Here is a 16,886-nt window from a genome sequence, read left to right as displayed (position 1 = left end):
GATGTACGGGTCGTCCGGCGTCACCTGCGCGTCGGCAGGAGGGACATCATGACCACGCCCCGCACCGTCCTCGTCACCGGAGGCAACCGAGGGATCGGCTACGCGATCGCCGAGGAGTTCGTCGCCGCGGGGCACCGGGTCGCGGTTACCGCCCGCTCCGGCTCGGGACCGGCCGGCTCGCTCACCGTCGTGGCCGACGTCACCGACTCCGCCTCCGTCGACGCTGCGTTCACCCAGGTGGAGGCGGAGCTGGGCCCGGTCGAGGTCGTCGTCGCGAATGCGGGCATCACCCGCGACACGCTCCTGCTGCGCATGAGCGAGGAGGACTTCACCTCGGTCCTCGACACGAATCTCACCGGCGCGTTCCGGGTCGTCAAGCGCGCGTCGAAGGGCATGCTCAAGCAGAGGTTCGGCCGTGTCGTGCTGATCTCGAGCGTCGTGGGCCTCTACGGCTCGCCCGGGCAGATCAACTACTCGTCGTCGAAGGCGGCCCTCGTAGGATTCGCGCGGTCGCTCACCCGCGAGCTGGGTGCCCGGAACATCACGGCGAACGTCGTCGCGCCCGGGTTCATCGAGACCGATATGACGGCGGAGCTGCCGGCCGAGCAGCAGGCCGAGTACCGGAAGAACATCCCGCTCGGCCGCTACGGGACCGCGGCCGAGGTGGCGAAGGTCACCCGCTGGCTCGCAGGGGACGAGGCGGCGTACATCTCCGGAGCCGTCATCCCCGTCGACGGCGGTCTCGGGATGGGTCACTGACACATCAGTTCGGGGCTTATATCCGTCCGATATCAGCCCTAAGCTGATGCGATGAGCGCAGCCGAGGTCATCGCGGTCCTGGTCGACCTGATCGATTCACGCCGCATCGAGGACCGCGAGGCCGTCCAGCGGGACGTCGAGCGGGGATTCGCCGAAGTGGATCGGGCCGTCCCCTCGCTCGAGCCGCTGCACCCGACGGTGGGCGACGAGTTCCAGGCCGTCTACCCGACCCTCCCGTCGGCGCTGGCGGCGACCCTCCTGGCGCGGCTCTCGCTGCCGGCGGGAGTCGACTGCCGGATCGGTCTGGGCCGAGGCGAGGTCCGCGTCATCGGGACCGGGGTCGCGGGAGGGCTGCAGGACGGTTCGGGCTGGTGGCGGGCGAGAGAGGCGATCGACCGTGCGCACCGGCTCGAGGACGGCGCCGTCCCCACCGCCCGCGGATGGTTCGTCGGCTCCGATTCACCGGGCCCGGAGGAGGCCGCCGTCAACGCGTACCTGCTCGCGCGCGACGCGCTCGTCGCCCCCCTGAGCCCGCGGGACCGTCGGCTCGTCCTCGGGACCGCGCGTGCGGTCCCGCAAAGGGTCCTTGCGGAGCAGGAGTCGATCTCGCAGTCCGCGGTGTCGCAGGCCCTGCGCCGGGCCGGTGCGCAGGCTCTGCTCACCGGGTCGAGGCTGCTGGAGGACGCGTGCTGACCGCCCTGCTGCTCGTCCTGGTCGGCGGGTCGGATGTGCTGCGCACCCACCTCGGCCGCACGGCGGCGACGGTCGCGATCGTCGTCCTCGGCACGGCAGCGGCGGTCGCCGCGGTGGCGGGCCTGGGCGCTCCGGTCCTCGGAGCGGTGATCGTCGTGGTCCTCGCCGCCCTCTGGCTCCTCGTCTCCACCACTGAGGCCGGGCGCCGCCCGCCGGGAGGGGTGCGAGCCGTCGTCGGCCTGGCGGTCGCAGTCCTCACGCTCACCGTCGTCGACCGCGCCGCGCCCGGCCTCGAGGGTCCCCTCGTCGACGCCTGGACCGCTCTCGATCCTCCCGCTCCCGGGCGGTCGCTCGAGCAGGTCCTCCTCGCCGTCGGCGCCGCACTGCTCCTGCTCGAGACCGGGAACGTGATCGTACGGGCCGCCCTCCACCGCGAGACCGTGCCGGGCACCGAGCGCGCGACCGTCCGCCGCGGCTTCTCGCTCCGGGCCCGCTTCGCGCGTCCAGCGGAGCAGGAGGTGCCGCAACCCGATCTCCGCGGCGGCCGCGCGATCGGTCCTCTCCGAGCGGATCCTGGTCGCCGGACTCACGCTGTCCGGTGCGATCGGGCTCGCCGGTGCCGTCTTCGCAGCGAAGGGGATCGTCCGCTTCCCGGAGATCTCCCGGGACGGCGATCGCGGCTCGAAGGCCGAGTACTTCCTGGTCGGCTCGCTCGTCAGCTGGACGCTCGCCCTCGCGTGCGCCGCGCTCGTCGCGCTCGCGGGAGCGTGACGCCCGCCCTCAGCCCCGCAGGCCCAGGACCGGCAGCAGCTGGCTGAGGTCGATGCCGTCCACCACCAGGTCGGCGCGCTCGCGCACCAGCGGCTTGGCGTTGAAAGCGACGGCGAGAGCGGCGGTCGCCATCATCTCGAGGTCGTTCGCTCCGTCGCCGATCGCGATGGTCCGCCCGACGGGGACGCCGGCGTCCGCCGCCCACTCGAGGAGAGCCGCGGCTTTCGCGTGGGCGTCGACGACCGGCCCGTCGACCGTTCCGGTCAGCACGCCGTCGCGCTGGGCGAGGCGGTTCGCCCGGGCGTAGTCGAGCCCGAGCTCCTCGGCGACGGGATCGAGCACCTCGTGGAACCCGCCGGAGACGACGCCGATCCGGCCGCCCGCCGCGTGCACTCCCGCGATCAGCTCCTGCACCCCGGGCGTGACCCGCAGGCCGGCCCGCACGCTCGCGCAGACGCTCTCGGGGACGCCCGCCAGCGTCGCGACGCGCTCGCGCAGGCTCTCGCCGAAGTCGATCTCGCCGCGCATGGCGCGCTCGGTGACCTCGGCGACCTGCTCCTCGGATCCCGCGTGAGCGGCGAGCAGCTCGATCACCTCGTCCTGCAGCAGAGTGGAATCGGCGTCCAAGACGACGAGGAAGCGGGCAGGCGTCGCGGGACGCTCACTCATGAGGGGCCAATCGGTCGGCCGCGCGCCGGTCTCGCCGGTCGCGCGGAGGCGCAGTGCTCTCGGCCCGCTGGGGTGCTACGGGCGGACGACGACGCCCTTGCCGACGACGGTGATCCCCGAGTCGGTGACGGTGAACCCGCGCTCGCGGTCGTGGTCGTGGTCGACGCCGACACGCGCGCCGGGCTCGACGACGACGTCCTTGTCGAGGATAGCGCGCACCACCAGCGCGTCCGGGCCGATGCGGACCTTGTCGAAGACCACGGAGTCGCTCACTGTCGCGTTCGACTCGATCACGGTCCACGGGCCCACGACGCTGCGCTCGATGTGCGCTCCGGAGATCACGGTGCCGAGCGAGACGACGGAGTCGACGGTCGATCCCATGTTGCCCTTGCCGTCGCGGACGATCTTCGCCGGCGGCGAGTTCAGCTGCGACGAGAAGATGGGCCACTGCTGGTTGTAGAGGTTGAAGACGGGCAGGGCCGAGATGAGGTCCTGGTGCGCTTCGAAGAAGGAGTCGATGGTCCCCACGTCGCGCCAGTAGTAGCGGTCGCGATCGGTGGACCCGGGGACCTCGTTGAGCTTGAGGTCGTAGACGCCCGCCTCGCCGCGTGCGACGAAGTCGGGAATGATGTCGCCGCCCATGTCGTGCGCGGAGGTCGGGAGCTCGCCGTCGCGGATGACCGCGTCGATGAGGGCGTCGGCGTCGAAGACGTAGTTGCCCATCGAGGCCAGGACCTCGTGCGGGGAGTCGGCCAGACCGACCGGATCCTTGGGCTTCTCGAGGAACTCGGCGATCTTCGTGGGGACGATCCCGTCGCCCGCCTCGTCTCCCGCGAGCTGGATGACGCCGAACTGGTCGGCGAGCTCGATCGGCTGGCGGATGGCGGCGACCGTGGCCTTCGCCCCCGACGCGATGTGCGCGGCGATCATCTGCGAGAAGTCCATGCGGTACACGTGATCGGCGCCGACCACGACCACGATGTCGGGCTTCTCGTCGCGGATGAGGTTGAGGCTCTGCAGGATCGCATCGGCCGAGCCGCTGAACCACCGCTTGCCCAGCCGCTGCTGCGCCGGCACGGAGGCGACGTAGGAGTTGAGGAGGCCGGACAGGCGCCAGGTCTGCGAGACGTGGCGGTCGAGCGAGTGCGACTTGTACTGCGTCAGCACGACGATCTGCGTGAGCCCCGAGTTGATCAGGTTCGACAGCGCGAAGTCGATCAGACGGTACTGGCCGCCGAACGGGACCGCGGGCTTCGCCCGGTCGGCCGTCAGGGGCATGAGCCGCTTGCCCTCGCCGCCGGCGAGGACGATGCCGAAGATCTTCTTTGACTGCATGGCTCAACAGTAGGGGGTGGGGCAGTGCGCGGGACCACGGCTGTCGCGAGGGAATCCGCTGTACTACGGTTCGGGTGTGCGAGTCGATCTGCTGACCAAGGAATATCCGCCCGAGGTGTACGGGGGAGCGGGCGTCCATGTCGCCGAGCTCACCAAGGCGCTGCGCAGCGACCTCGAGGTCGTGGTCCGCTGCTTCGGTGCCCCGCGGGACGAGCCGGGTGCGTTCGCCTACCCGGTGCCGGCGGAGCTCGCGCAGGCCAACGGAGCTCTGCAGACCCTGGGCGTCGATCTGCAGATCGCGCAGGACGCGGCGGGCGCCGACCTCGTCCACTCCCACACCTGGTACGCGAACGCGGCCGGCCGCCTGGCGCAGCTGCTCCACGGCATCCCGCATGTCGTCTCGGCCCACAGCCTCGAGCCGTTGCGACCCTGGAAGGCCGAGCAGCTCGGCGGCGGGTACCGCGTCTCGAGCTGGATCGAGCGCGACGCGTACGAGAACGCGGACGCCGTGATCGCGGTCTCCGGCGGCATGCGCGCCGACATCCTCCGCTCCTACCCGGCGCTGGACCCGGCGAAGGTGCACGTGGTCTACAACGGCATCGACCTCGACGCCTGGCACCCCGTCGACGACACGACCGTGCTCGAGGGACTCGGGATCGACCCGTCGCGCCCCTCCGTGGTCTTCGTCGGCCGCATCACGCGGCAGAAGGGGCTGCCCTACCTCTTGCGCGCTGCGGCGACCCTGCCTCCCGAGGTGCAGCTCGTGCTGTGCGCGGGAGCCCCCGACACCCCCGAGATCATGGCGGAGGTCACGGCCCTGGTGCGCGGACTCCAGGAGGAGCGGACCGGCGTCGTCTGGATCGACCGCCACCTGCCCCGCCACGAGCTCTCCGCTGTGCTGACCGCGGCGACGACGTTCGTCTGCCCCTCGATCTACGAGCCGCTGGGCATCGTGAATCTCGAGGCGATGGCGTGCGGAGCGGCCGTCGTGGGCACCGCGACCGGAGGCATCCCGGAGGTCGTCGTCGACGGCGTCACCGGGCGCCTGGTCCCGATCGAGCAGGTCACCGACGGGACCGGCACGCCGGTGGACCCCGACACGTACGTCGCCGACCTCGCGGCGGTCCTCGCCGAGGTCGTGGCGGACCCGGAAGCGGCCAAGCGGATGGGCGCGGCGGGTCGCGAGCGCGCGCAGAGCGACTTCAGCTGGACGCAGATCGCGCGCGACACCCGGGCGATCTACGAGTCGCTCGTCTGATCCCTCGGCCGGCTCCCTTTAGGATTGGACGCATGCCCAGCGTCGTCTCGTTCTCCGATGTCTCCTTCGTCCGGAACGGCAAGCGGATCCTCGATCACATCGAGTGGGCCGTGGCCGAGGAGGACCGCTGGGTCGTCCTCGGACCCAACGGTGCCGGCAAGACGTCGATCCTCCAGATCGCCGCGGCGCAGAACTACCCCTCCAGCGGCACGGCTCAGATCCTCGACGAGACCCTCGGCCGCGTCGACGTCTTCGAGCTGCGCCCCCGGATCGGCTACGCGTCGACCGCGATGGCGCGTCGCCTGCCGGCCGACGAGTCGGTGCTCGACGTCGTGATGACCGCCGCCTACTCGGTCACCGGACGCTGGAACGAGTCGTACGACGCGGTCGATGAGCGGCGTGCGCGTCGAGTGCTGGCCGAGTGGAAGCTCGATCACCTCGCCGAGCGCACCTTCGGCACTCTCTCGGACGGTGAGCAGAAGCGCGTGCAGATCGCGCGCGCCATCATGACCGATCCCGAGCTCCTCCTGCTCGACGAGCCCGCTGCGAGTCTCGACCTCGGCGCCCGCGAGGAGCTCGTGCAGCTGCTCGGAGGCTTCGCGAAGGACCCGGCCTCCCCGGCGATCGTCATGGTCACGCACCACGTCGAGGAGATCCCCGAGGGCTTCACCCACGCGCTGCTGCTGCGCGACGGCGCGGTCATCGCGTCCGGTCCGCTGGCCGAGGCTCTGACCGAGCAGACCCTGTCGGACACCTTCGGCCTCGACATCGCCCTCACCCGGGAGGACGGCCGCTACTCGGCTCGCGCCCGCAGCTGAGCGACTCGCCGAGAACGGGTCGGGCGCTCCTTCTGGGGACTCCTCGGATCTGCTATTCTCGGTAGCTGGTTCGGGCCCGTTCTCGTGCGCCCACCACCTCTTCCACCCGTTCCCGTCGACGACAGGTGCGGTTCAGGACCAACGAGCGACAGGACACGACCATGAAGACCGACATCCACCCCGAGTACTCCGCGATCGTCTTCCGCGACCTCGCCTCCGGTGAGACCTTCCTCACCCGCTCGACCGCGAAGAGCAGCAAGACCATCGAGCTCGACGGCGTCACCTACCCGGTCATCGACGTCGAGATCTCGTCGGCCTCGCACCCGTTCTACACGGGCAAGCAGCGCATCATGGACTCGGCCGGCCGCGTCGAGAAGTTCAACAGCCGCTACAAGAACTTCGGCAAGTAGCACGTCCTCCGAAGGGCCCTCGACCTCGCGGTCGGGGGCCCTTCGTCATCCCGTCGGGCGGTGGTAGCGTCCGGGCATGGTGTCCTTCGCCGACAAGCCGATCCTGCCGTTCGTCACAGCAGCCCAGTGGGACGAGTACCTCGCGGACGCGCCCGACCCCGGCGGCGTGCGGCTGAAGCTGCGGAAGAAGGCGGCCGTCGACCCCGGTCTGACCTACGCCGAGGCGCTCGACGTCGCGCTCTGCCACGGCTGGATCGACGGGCAGGCGGGAGCCTTCGACGAGCAGTTCAAGCTCCAGGCGTTCACTCCTCGACGGCGGGCGAGCCCCTGGTCGCAGGTGAACCGCGAGCACGTCGCGCGACTGCTCGAGGAGGGGCGCATCCGGCCCGCCGGTCTCGCCGAGATCGAGCGGGCGAAGACCGACGGGCGCTGGGACGCGGCGTACCGGCAGAAGGGCGCGGAGGTGCCTCCCGACCTGCTCGCGGCGCTCGAGTCGGATCCGACGGCCGGCGCCTTCTTCGACACCGTCGGCGGGCAGAAGCGCTTCGCGTTCCTCTTCCGACTGCAGCAGCTCAAGCGCCCGGAGTCGCGTGAGCGCAGGATCAGGGAGTACGTCGAGCTGCTGCACGACGGCCGCACCCTCACCTGAGCGGGACGCGTCAGTGGCGGACGGGCCACGCTCCGTCGGCGACGAACGCCTCGTCGCGCACGCGGCGCATGTACTCCTGGAACGACTCGGCCTGGTCTCGGCACCAGTCGACCTGCAGGGCGTGCAGGGCGTCGGCACCGACTCCGAGCTCGTCGGCGAACGCGCGACCCAGCGCCTGGGCGACCCGACCGGCGGCGACGGCGTCGGCTCCGGCATCGTGCGCCTCGGTGAGGCTCACTCCGTAGTGCTCGGCGGCGAGGGTGAGGGTGCGCTTGCCCCTGCGGTAGCGGTCGACCGCCTTGTCGATGACGAGCGGGTCGATGACGGGGCTCGGATCGATCAGCACCGGCACGCCCCACCGGCGCGCCTCGTGAGCCAGGAGCGAGAGATCGTAGGGAGCGTTGTAGACGACGACCGGGACGCCCCGCGCGAGCAGGGAGCGCAGGGCCTCCGACACCTCGGCGACGACCTCGCCGGCGGGACGGCCGTGGGCGCGGGCGTGCTCGGTGCTGATGCCGTGGACCGCGCTGGCGCCTGCGGGGATCTCGACGCCGGGATCGGCGAGCCAGGTGGTGCCCTCGATCGGCTCGCCGTCGGCTCCGATCACGCCCACGTGCGCGGTGACGATGCGACTCGTGCGCACGTCGATGCCGGTGGTCTCGAGGTCGAAGACGGCCAGCAGATCGAACCAGGGCGCATCCTCCGCGGGAGCGAGCTCCGCGCCGCCGCGGAGGGGCACCCCGTCATGCCCGACGACGCGGTCGGCGAACGGGGCGTCATCGAACGCGTCGTCATCGAACAGGGTCGGCTCGGTCGCTGCGGTGATGCTCACGCGGACAGCCTAGGCGGGGCCTCCGACATCGGCCGGAAGCCCCGCGGGCGTGCGTCAGCGCTCGTGACCCGCCTTGGCGACGTGCAGCCAGAAGAAGCCCTGCGTGCCCAGCGTCATGGTCAGAGTGCCGTCCTCGGAGAAGCCGGGGAAGCGGCCGCCGCCGAAGAGGTCGCTGAGCGTCGATCCCGGGTTCTCGGGGTCCGTGATGGTGACCGAGACCGGGTTGTGGTTGAAGCTGAAGACGCAGAGCACCTCCTCCGGCTGGTCGCCCATTGCGGAGCCGGAGCCGGCGTAGTCGCGGACGAAGGCGAGCACCGACTCGTGGTCGGTCTCGAGCACGCGCATGGAGCCCAGGCCGAAGGCCGGGTGCCCGCGGCGCACGTGCAGCACGTTCCGCATCCAGTGCAGGAGCGAGCGGGACTGCGCGAGCTGCGCCTCCACGTTCACCTGGTTGTAGTGGTACACGAGCGACTGCACGATCGGCTGCACGAGCTTGCCGGGGTCGGCGGCCGAGAAGCCGGCGTTGCGGTCGGGCGTCCACTGCATCGGCGTGCGGGAGGCGTCGCGGTCGTTGAGCCAGATGTTGTCGCCCATCCCGATCTCGTCGCCGTAGTAGAGGAACGGGCTGCCCGCGAGCGAGAACAGGAGCGCGTTGATCAGCTCGAGTTCGGCGCGGGAGTTGTCGAGCAGCGGCGCGAGGCGGCGCCGGATGCCGATGTTGGAGCGCATCCGCGGGTCGTAGGCGTACCAGCCGTACATCGCCTGGCGGTACTCCTCGGAGACCATCTCGAGCGTGAGCTCGTCGTGGTTGCGCAGGAACACGCCCCACGCTGCTCCGGTGGGGATGTCGAAGGTCTCGGACAGGACCTTCTTCAACTCGTTGGCCGTCTGCGCGCGGAGCGAGTAAAAGATGCGGGGCATGACCGGGAAATCGAAGGCCATGTGGCACTCCGGCTCCTCCTCGGTGCCGAAGAACGCGGCGACCTCGCGAGGCCACTGGTTCGCCTCGGCGATCAGGATGCGGCCCGGGTAGTCGCGGTCGACCATCTGGCGGAGGTTCTTGATGAAGTCGTGCGTCGGCGGCTCGCCCTCGCCGTTGCCCTCGTCGGACTCGTAGAGATAGGGGATCGCGTCCAGGCGGATGCCGTCGACACCGAGGTCGAGCCAGAACTTGACCACGTCGTGGATCGCCTCGTGGACCGCCGGGTTCTCGAAGTTGAGGTCCGGCTGGTGCGAGAAGAAGCGGTGGAAGTAGAACTGGCGGCGCTCGGAGTCGAACGCCCAGTTCGAGTCCTCGGTGTCGACGAAAATGATGCGGATGTCGGGGTAGCGGTCGTCGGTGTCGTTCCAGACGTAGAAGTCGCCGTAGGGCCCCTCGGGGTCGGATCGCGACTGCTGGAACCACTCGTGCTGGTCGCTGGTGTGGTTCAGCGGGAAGTCCATGACGATGCGCATGTTGCGCTCGTGCGCCTTGCGCACCAGATCGCGGAAGTCCTCCATCGTGCCGAACTCGGGGAGGATCGCCTTGAAGTCCGAGACGTCGTAGCCGCCGTCGCGCAGCGGCGACATGTAGAAGGGCGGGAGCCAGAGCGCATCGATGCCGAGCCACTGCAGGTAGTCGAGCTTGGACGCCAGTCCGTTGATGTCGCCGGCGCCGTCCCCGTTCGAGTCGTAGTACGACCGGATCATGACCTCGTAGAACACCGCACGGCGGTACCACTGGGGATCGAGGGCGAGTCCGGGGAGTTGGATCGGCGACGTGAAGCTCACGGTGCTCCTTCTGCTGCTGCCTGAGCGGATGACCGTCACGAGGACGGGGCGGTGCGTCGCGATGCGAGCGCGTGTTCATGCTCCCGGCTCGGATCGCGGCCACGCAAGGCGTTGCGGCGAGAAGTTCGGGGAGCTTTGCCTACGATGGGGTACCGAGATGACCGTCGCTTCGCCCTACGCCTCCGACCTCGGACGACTCCCGATCCGGGAGGCCTCCGCGGCCGTCTCCGGGGCGTCCACCGCCTACTGGACCTACGGTTCCGACGACGCTGCGACGGTGATCGTCCTGGTGCACGGCTTCCGCGGCGAGCACCACGGCCTCGAGCCCGTGATCGCGCGGCTGCTGGCCGGCGGAGCGGACGTCCGGGTGATCGCCCCGGACCTGCCCGGCTTCGGCGCCTCGCCGCCGATGACGGCCCACGCGCACGACGTCGACGGCTACGCGGCCTGGCTCGGGGAGTTCCTCGACGCGCTGGGGCTGCGCGGCGAGGCGGTCGTGCTCGGTCACTCCTTCGGCTCGATCGTCGCGGCCGCCGCCGTCGCGGGCGGGCTGCCGACCCCCCTGCTCGTGCTGGTGAACCCGATCTCCGCCCCCGCGCTCGCGGGGCCCGCGGGGTGCTCACGCGGCTCGCCGTCCTCTACTACCGACTCGGCGCCGTGCTCCCGCGGGCGCTGGGCTACCGGCTCCTGCGCGATCCGCTCGTCGTGCGGATCATGAGCCTCTCGATGGTGAAGACGAAGGAGCCGGCTCTGCGGCGCTTCGTGCACGATCAGCACGACCGCTACTTCAGCGCGTTCGCGTCGCGCGACACGGTGCTCGAGGCGTTCCGCGCCTCCGTCTCGCACGATGTGAGCGAGTACGCCGCCCGGATCACGGTGCCGACGCAGCTCATCGCCGCCGCGCAGGACGACATCACGCCGATCGCCGCGCAGCACCGGCTCCTCGAGGCGCTGCCCCATGCGCGGCTGCACGTGATCGACGGCGTCGGCCACCTCATCCACTACGAGACCCCCGACGAGGCCGCCGCCGTCGTCCGCCGTGCCCTCGAGGAGGGGATCGACCGATGAGGATCGTCGTCGACTGCCGGTACACCCGCCTCGAGCGCCACGACGGCATCAGTCGCTACACGGCCGAGCTCGTGCGCGAGCTGTCGGCCCTGCACGACGTGACGATGCTGATCAGCGATCGCCGGCAGCTCGCGATGCTGCCCGATCTGCCGTGGGAGAGGGTGACCTCCCCGACGGGCCCGTTCGAGCCGTTCGTCGCGCTGCTCGTGAACCGGCTGAAGCCCGACGTGGTCTTCTCGCCGATGCAGACGATGGGATCGCTCGGTCGCCGCTACCGGCTCGTGCTCACCGTCCACGACCTCATCTACTACCGCCACCGCACGCCTCCGCGCGATCTGCCGCTGCCCGTGCGGGGACTGTGGCGGCTGTACCACCTCGCCTGGTGGCCGCAGCGCCGGCTCCTGCAGCGCGCGGACGCCGTCGTGACGGTGTCGGAGACGACCCGCACCCTGATCCGGGAGCACCGCCTGACCACGCGACCCGTCGTCGTCGTTCCCAACGCCGCGTCGGCCCCGGACGAGGCCAGCGCGGCCCTCGCCGCCTCGCTGCCCGACCGCTCCGGAGCGCGCTCGCTCGTCTACATGGGCTCGTACATGCCCTACAAGAACGTCGAGACGCTGGCCCGCGCCATGCGGCTCCTGCCCGACTACGAACTGCACCTGATGAGCCGGGCGAGCGAGGAGACCGTCGAGACGCTTCGCTCGCTCGCTCCGACCGCGAAGCTGGTGTTCCACCAGGGGGCGGACGACGTCACCTACCGGTCGGTGCTCGCCCGCGCGAGCGCCCTCGTGAGCGCGAGCCGGGACGAGGGCTTCGGGATCCCTCTGGTCGAGGCCATGGCGCTCGGCACACCGGTCGTGGTGAGCGACATCCCGATCTTCCGCGAGATCGCCGGAGACGCCGCGGTGCTCGTCGATCCCACGAGCGCCGAGGACGTCGCGCGGGGCGTGCGGACGCTCGAGGACCCGGTGCTCTGGCGGGAGCGATCCGCCCGCTCGCGCGAGCGCGCCGCGGCGTACTCGTGGCGGGGGTCCGCCCGCACGCTCTTCGAGCTGCTGAGGGACCTCGGCCGCCGCTGAAGCCGGGGTCCTCAGCCCGCGGTCGGGCTGAGCACGTCGTCGAGATCGGCGTCCACCACGACCACGTCGCCGGAGTCGTCGAACGCGACGATCCGCAGCGCGCCGTCGACGATCGCGAAGTCGTGCCGCGAGCCGTTGCCGACGGTGATGCCCTGGGGCGGCAGAGCGTCCTCGCTGAGCGAGCGGAGGAGGCTGCCGATCACGGCTCCGTGCGTCGCGACGATCACCCGTTGGTCGGGGAAGCGCTCGGCGACCTCGAGCAGAGCCTCCGTGGCCCGGGCGACCACCTCGGACCGCGTCTCGCAGCCGGGGATCCGCGCTCCCTCGATGCCGCCAGGGAAGAGCGCCCGGAGGTCGTCGCCGGTCATCCCCTCCGCCTCGCCGTAGGCGCGCTCGGCGAGGCCGGGTACCACGACCGGCTCGGGCAGTCCGAGTCCGCGGGCGATGATCGCGCCGGTCTCGTGGGCGCGCTGCAGCGGGCTCGAGACGACCGCGTCCCAGGAGCGCTCGCCCAGGATCCGCGCGGCGGCGCGGGCCTGGGACCGGCCGGTGTCGTTCAAGGGGATGTCGCTGGCGCCCTGGATGCGGCGGGCGGCGTTCCAGTCGGTCTGACCGTGGCGGACGAGGGTGAGCTGGGTCACGGGGAGCCTCTCGAGGAGCGGGGAGGGCGACGCCCTCGTCAGCGGGCGGGCAGGCGGTCGGCGAGGGCGCGGAGGACCTCGCTCGTGCCGCCGTCGATCTTGATCGCGGCGCGGGAATCGCCCTTGGTGGTGCCGCGGTTGACGATGACGATCGGCATCTTGCCGCGACGGGCGATCTCGAGGAAGCGGATGCCGGAGTTGACGACCAGGGACGAGCCGGCCACGAGGAGGGCGTCGGCGCCGGCGACAATGGCGCGCGCCTCCTGGAACCGCTCCGTCGGGATGAACTCGCCGAAGAAGACGATGTCCGGCTTGAGGATCCCGCCGCAGACGGTGCACGCGGGCACGGTCATGGCCGAGACGTCGTGGACCTCGGCGTCGCCGTCGGGGTTGAGGGAGGACACTCCGGGGTCGTCGAGCCAGGGGTTCGCCTCGGCGATGCGGTCGGCCACGGCGTCTCGGGCGAAGTACTGCCCGCAGGTCATGCAGCGCACCCGGTCGGCGGAGCCGTGGAGATCGACCACGCGACGCGACCCGGCGCGCACGTGCAGACCGTCGACGTTCTGCGTGACGACCCCGGTGAGCACGCCGTTCTCCTCCAGGCGCGCGAGCGCGCGGTGCCCGTCGTTGGGCAGGGTGCTCGTGAAGCGCCGCCAGCCGATCTGGCTGCCCGCCCAGTAGCGCTTGCGGTACTCCGGGTCGGCGACGAACTGCGAGTAGGTCATCGGAGTGCGCACGGGCGCTCCCGCCCCGCGGTAGTCCGGGATGCCGGAGTCGGTGCTGACGCCCGCCCCCGTGACGGCGGCGATGCGGCGTCCGCTGAGGAGTTCGACGGCCTGCTCGATCGCCTCGGCACGCGTGCCGTCGGCGTCCGGTGTCGGACTCGACTCCATCCGCGCCTCCCGTCAGCGGGCCCCGCGAGTGCGACGGGCCCGTCTCGAAGTCTAGAGCGCCCCGGTGCCCTAGGGTGCCGGGATGCCGATCGTGCACATCGCGGACCTCGACCACGCCCTCCTCGCCGACTACCACCGGCTGACCGATGTCGCCCTGCGGCGGGTGCTGGAGCCGGAGGGCGGCCTCTACATCGCGGAGTCGTCGAAGGTGATCGGACGCGCGCTCGACGCAGGGCACCGTCCGCGGTCGGTCCTGGTCCAGGAGAAGCGGCTGCCGGACGCTGCGGAGGTGCTCGAGCGCTTCCCCGAGGTCCCCGTCTTCGTCGCACCGGACGCGATGATCGAGGAGCTCACGGGCTTCCACCTGCACCGCGGGGCGCTGGCCTCGATGCACCGGCCGGTGCTCCCCTCCGTGACCGAGCTGCTCGCGGACGCGCGGCTCGTCGTGATCCTGGAGGACCTCGTCGACCACACGAACGTCGGCGCCGTGTTCCGCGCCGCCGCGGGGATGGGGGCCGACGCGGTCCTCGTGACGCCGCGCTGCGCCGATCCGCTCTACCGCCGGAGCGTCCGGGTCAGCATGGGGACCGTGCTGCAGGTGCCGTGGACCAGGACGCCCGAGTGGGGACCGGCGCGCGAGGAGCTGCTGGCGGCGGGGTTCTCGATCGCGGCGCTCGCGCTCGCCCCCGACGCGGTGCCGTTGGACGTGTACGCGGCCGGGCGGCCCGAGCGGGTGGCCGTCGTGCTCGGAGCCGAGGGCGACGGGCTGAGCCGCGCGGCGCTCGACGCGGCGGACACCGTCGTCACGATCCCGATGCTGCACGGGGTCGACTCGCTCAACGTGGCCTCCGCGGGCGCGGTGGCGCTCTGGGCGCTGACGCGACCGGGCGGACGCTGAGTCGCGACCGCCCCGGCGGGGTCCCCGGCAGCGCAGCGCGCCCCGCCTACGATGACGGGGTGAGCTCCCCCGACGCGACCCGACAACTCGCCGCTCGACGTCTTCGGAGCAGTGGAGGCGGAGAACCCGGCGCCTCCCGCCCCCGCACCTCGCCGCCGGATGCGCCCGGGCGCGATCGTGGGCGCCGTGCTCGCAGCGGTCCTCGTCGGCGGTGGCGGGGCCTACGCGGCCACGGCGGCGAGCGCCGATCTGCCCGAGGCCACCGCACTGGTGGCACGGACGTCCCCGGCGGTGCTCGATGCTCCCGCCCTCGCCTGGCCGTCGTACGGCTCGGGAGCGATCACCGCGCTCGGCTTCGACGGTGCGGAGGAGGACGGCGTCCTCGCACGCTACGGCTCCACCGAACCCGTGCCGACGGGCAGCATCGCCAAGGTCGTCACGGCGCTCGTGATCCTCGCGGCGAAGCCGATCGCCGAGGGGACCGACGGGGAGACGATCACCTTCACCGACGCGGACGTCGGCTACTACGCCGAGTCCCTGGCCGAGAACGGCTCGGTCGCACCGGTGTCGGCGGGCCTCGAGCTGACGCAGCGCGAGGCTCTGACGGTGCTGATGCTCCCCTCCGCCAACAACTACTCGAAGTCGCTGGCGATCTGGGCGTTCGGATCGGAGGAGGCGTACCTCGCCGCCGCGCGCACCTGGCTCGACGGGCAGGGCCTCACCCGCACCGTTGTCACCGACACGAGCGGGCTCTCCCCGGACACGGTGAGCACGACCGCCGACATGGTGCGGCTGGGCGAGCTGCTGGTCGCCGATCCGGTGCTGGCGCCGATCGTCGCCCTGCCCACCGCGGACATCCCGGGAGTGGGCACGATCGAGAACACGAATACCCTGCTCGGCCGCGGGGGAGTGGACGGGATCAAGACCGGGACGACGGACGAGGCGGGGTCCTGCCTGCTGTTCTCGGTCGACACGACGGTCGAGGGTCAGCCGGTCACCCTCGTCGGGGTGGTCGTGGGTGCGCGCACCCATCCTCAGCTCGCCGCCGACGTCCTGACGCTGCTCCCGAGCGTCGAGGCGGGTTTCCGCACGGTGCCGCTGACGACGGAGGGGCAGGACTTCGGCTCGTACACGAGCCTCTGGGGCGACTCGGCCGTCGCCGAGACCGCCGAGGCGCGGTCCGTCCTGACCTGGGGCGCCGCGACGACGAGCACGACCGTCGCCCTCGATCCGCTCGACACCGTCGAGGACGGATCGAGCGTGGGGACCGTCACCGTCGAGGTCGACGGCACGCCGTACGAGCTGCCCCTCGTGGCCGACGGCGCGATCGAGGACCCCGGATTCGGCTGGCGCCTGACGCACCCGGCCGAGCTGCTCGGCTAGTCGACTCCGTCGACGACGATGCGGACACCGGCGGTCGCGATGTCGGCGGCGACCTGCTCCGGCGTCGCGTTGCCGGGGGCGGCGGTGCCCGGGGCCGAGGGAGCCGGCTGCGCCCGGTCGGCACCGGCGCGGTAGGGCTCGGCCGACGGCCGCTTGGCCGTGATGAAGTCTCCCGAGGACTGGTGCCGCACCCGGCGCAGCACCCACGGGACGAGGTACTCCCTCGCCCACTTGACGTCCTCCGTCCGTGCGGCGCGCCAGGTGGGCGTCGGCAGCGGCTCGGGCGCGAGGGGCCTCAGGGAGTTCTCGACGGCGAGCGCGTTGAGGACCATCCGCGCGACCTCGTGGTGACCGTGCGGATTGAGGTGCAGGCGGTCGGGCGCCCACATCCGCACGTCCTGGATCTCCTGGAGCGACCACTGGTCGGCGACGATGCAGTCGTAGCGCTTCGCGAGAGCGCGCAGGTTCTCGTTGTAGATCGCCACTTTGCCGCGGATCCGCCCGAAGACGGGGGAGAAGCCGACGTCGACGCCCGTGAAGAGCACCACGGTGGCGTCGTCCGAGCGCAGGCGGGCGAGCCCCGCCTCGAAGCGCGACGCGATGTCGTCGGGGTCGGTCCCCGGGCGGATGACGTCGTTGCCGCCTGCGGAGATGGTGATCAGGTCGGGGCGCAGCTCCAGCGCCGGCTCGATCTGCTCGTCGAGGATCTGCTGCAGCAGCTTCCCCCGGACGGCGAGGTTGGCGTAGGCGAAGTCGTCGACCTGGCTGCCGAGGACCTCGGCCACCCGGTCGGCCCAGCCGCGGTGTCCGCCGGGGCTCGCGGGTTCGGGATCGCCGATCCCCTCGGTGAAGGAGTCGCCGAGGGCGACGTAGCGGGACCACGGATGACGCTGCTCGACCATCCCTCCATTCTGCTCCGGCGCCAGTGCGGCGGGATCCGTCGTGCGGACGATCACGACA

17 protein-coding genes and 1 pseudogene are annotated in these 16,886 nt (G+C 71.5%); 11 read left to right on the top strand and 7 right to left on the bottom strand.

All coding sequences use genetic code 11. The features are described from left to right. The first annotated feature begins 48 nt into the window (after nucleotides 1-48). Genes AC0CID_RS04155 through AC0CID_RS04145 form a run of 3 tightly spaced genes read left to right on the top strand, consistent with a single transcriptional unit; the run spans nucleotide 49 to nucleotide 2,270 of the window. A complete protein-coding gene (locus AC0CID_RS04155; protein ID WP_465225878.1) occupies nucleotides 49-759 on the top strand; it encodes a beta-ketoacyl-ACP reductase in 711 nt (236 codons plus the stop codon). A 51-nt stretch (nucleotides 760-810) separates the two neighbouring features. Further along, nucleotides 811-1,452 (top strand): SatD family protein, encoded by a 642-nt coding sequence (locus tag AC0CID_RS04150; RefSeq protein ID WP_465225877.1) that lies wholly within the window; start codon nucleotides 811-813, stop codon nucleotides 1,450-1,452. Beyond that, nucleotides 1,446-2,270 carry a hypothetical protein gene (locus tag AC0CID_RS04145; RefSeq protein WP_465225876.1) on the top strand — a complete coding sequence of 275 codons (825 nt, stop codon included), beginning with the start codon at nucleotides 1,446-1,448 and terminating at the stop codon, nucleotides 2,268-2,270. Before AC0CID_RS04150 ends, AC0CID_RS04145 begins: the two co-directional genes overlap by 7 nt. Here the strand turns inward: AC0CID_RS04145 and serB are convergent. Together serB and AC0CID_RS04135 are read right to left on the bottom strand one after the other, a co-directional pair. Further along, nucleotides 2,233-2,892, bottom strand: a complete 660-nt coding sequence (gene serB, locus AC0CID_RS04140; RefSeq protein ID WP_207402597.1) for a phosphoserine phosphatase SerB — start codon at nucleotides 2,890-2,892, stop codon at nucleotides 2,233-2,235. The two genes, AC0CID_RS04145 and serB, sit on opposite strands and share 38 nt — an antisense overlap. Before the next feature lie 75 nt (nucleotides 2,893-2,967). Further along, complete coding sequence (locus AC0CID_RS04135; protein ID WP_465225875.1) at nucleotides 2,968-4,227, bottom strand: glucose-1-phosphate adenylyltransferase; 1,260 nt, start codon at nucleotides 4,225-4,227, stop codon at nucleotides 2,968-2,970. A 76-nt stretch (nucleotides 4,228-4,303) separates the two neighbouring features. Between AC0CID_RS04135 and glgA the strand changes: the two genes are divergently transcribed. The 4 genes from glgA to AC0CID_RS04115 all read left to right on the top strand — a co-directional run bounded on the left by glgA (nucleotide 4,304) and on the right by AC0CID_RS04115 (nucleotide 7,362). After that, on the top strand, nucleotides 4,304-5,485 hold the full coding sequence (gene glgA, locus AC0CID_RS04130; RefSeq protein ID WP_465225874.1) for a glycogen synthase: 1,182 nt from the start codon (nucleotides 4,304-4,306) through the stop codon (nucleotides 5,483-5,485). 32 nt (nucleotides 5,486-5,517) lie between these two features. Continuing rightward, complete coding sequence (locus tag AC0CID_RS04125; RefSeq protein ID WP_465225873.1) at nucleotides 5,518-6,303, top strand: ABC transporter ATP-binding protein; 786 nt, start codon at nucleotides 5,518-5,520, stop codon at nucleotides 6,301-6,303. Between the two features lie 161 nt (nucleotides 6,304-6,464). Next, nucleotides 6,465-6,713, top strand: coding sequence for a type B 50S ribosomal protein L31 (locus tag AC0CID_RS04120; protein ID WP_068253003.1), 249 nt, complete (start codon nucleotides 6,465-6,467; stop codon nucleotides 6,711-6,713). 76 nt (nucleotides 6,714-6,789) lie between these two features. Beyond that, nucleotides 6,790-7,362, top strand: coding sequence for a YdeI/OmpD-associated family protein (locus tag AC0CID_RS04115; protein ID WP_465225872.1), 573 nt, complete (start codon nucleotides 6,790-6,792; stop codon nucleotides 7,360-7,362). A 10-nt stretch (nucleotides 7,363-7,372) separates the two neighbouring features. Here AC0CID_RS04115 and AC0CID_RS04110 read toward each other — a convergent pair whose 3' ends face one another. Then, entirely contained in the window at nucleotides 7,373-8,101 is a 729-nt protein-coding gene (locus AC0CID_RS04110) for a 3'-5' exonuclease (RefSeq protein ID WP_207402678.1), read from the bottom strand. 147 nt (nucleotides 8,102-8,248) lie between these two features. Next, the gene (gene treS / locus AC0CID_RS04105) at nucleotides 8,249-9,964 is read right to left on the bottom strand and encodes a maltose alpha-D-glucosyltransferase (protein ID WP_207402592.1); all 1,716 of its coding nucleotides are present in this window, start codon (nucleotides 9,962-9,964) and stop codon (nucleotides 8,249-8,251) included. 157 nt (nucleotides 9,965-10,121) lie between these two features. Between treS and AC0CID_RS04100 the strand changes: the two are divergent. Both AC0CID_RS04100 and AC0CID_RS04095 read left to right on the top strand, forming a co-directional pair. Continuing rightward, nucleotides 10,122-11,032, top strand: a pseudogene (locus AC0CID_RS04100) (alpha/beta fold hydrolase). Further along, the gene (locus tag AC0CID_RS04095) at nucleotides 11,029-12,111 is read left to right on the top strand and encodes a glycosyltransferase family 4 protein (RefSeq protein ID WP_465225871.1); all 1,083 of its coding nucleotides are present in this window, start codon (nucleotides 11,029-11,031) and stop codon (nucleotides 12,109-12,111) included. Before AC0CID_RS04100 ends, AC0CID_RS04095 begins: the two are co-directional and overlap by 4 nt. An 11-nt stretch (nucleotides 12,112-12,122) precedes the next feature. On the opposite strand, the gene AC0CID_RS04090 is transcribed toward AC0CID_RS04095, so the two are convergent. After that, nucleotides 12,123-12,752 carry a histidine phosphatase family protein gene (locus AC0CID_RS04090; protein WP_251942482.1) on the bottom strand — a complete coding sequence of 210 codons (630 nt, stop codon included), beginning with the start codon at nucleotides 12,750-12,752 and terminating at the stop codon, nucleotides 12,123-12,125. A gap of 38 nt (nucleotides 12,753-12,790) precedes the next feature. Beyond that, the gene (locus tag AC0CID_RS04085; protein ID WP_207402588.1) at nucleotides 12,791-13,645 is read right to left on the bottom strand and encodes a Sir2 family NAD-dependent protein deacetylase; all 855 of its coding nucleotides are present in this window, start codon (nucleotides 13,643-13,645) and stop codon (nucleotides 12,791-12,793) included. Between the two features lie 82 nt (nucleotides 13,646-13,727). Here AC0CID_RS04085 and AC0CID_RS04080 point away from each other — a divergent pair, with 82 nt between their 5' ends. Together AC0CID_RS04080 and AC0CID_RS04075 are read left to right on the top strand one after the other, a co-directional pair. Further along, nucleotides 13,728-14,543: a TrmH family RNA methyltransferase gene (locus AC0CID_RS04080; RefSeq protein WP_465225870.1), complete on the top strand. Its 816-nt coding sequence runs from the start codon at nucleotides 13,728-13,730 to the stop codon at nucleotides 14,541-14,543. 186 nt (nucleotides 14,544-14,729) lie between these two features. Then, nucleotides 14,730-15,926: a D-alanyl-D-alanine carboxypeptidase family protein gene (locus tag AC0CID_RS04075; RefSeq protein WP_465225869.1), complete on the top strand. Its 1,197-nt coding sequence runs from the start codon at nucleotides 14,730-14,732 to the stop codon at nucleotides 15,924-15,926. Here AC0CID_RS04075 and AC0CID_RS04070 read toward each other — a convergent pair. Then, complete coding sequence (locus AC0CID_RS04070; protein WP_465225868.1) at nucleotides 15,923-16,828, bottom strand: SGNH/GDSL hydrolase family protein; 906 nt, start codon at nucleotides 16,826-16,828, stop codon at nucleotides 15,923-15,925. The two genes, AC0CID_RS04075 and AC0CID_RS04070, sit on opposite strands and share 4 nt — an antisense overlap. Nucleotides 16,829-16,886 lie beyond the last annotated feature (58 nt).

It is taken from the genome of Rathayibacter sp. AC451, assembly GCF_979253095.1.
The sequence above is the reverse complement of the archived record's forward strand: the minus strand, read 5'-3'. Positions and strand labels throughout refer to the sequence as shown.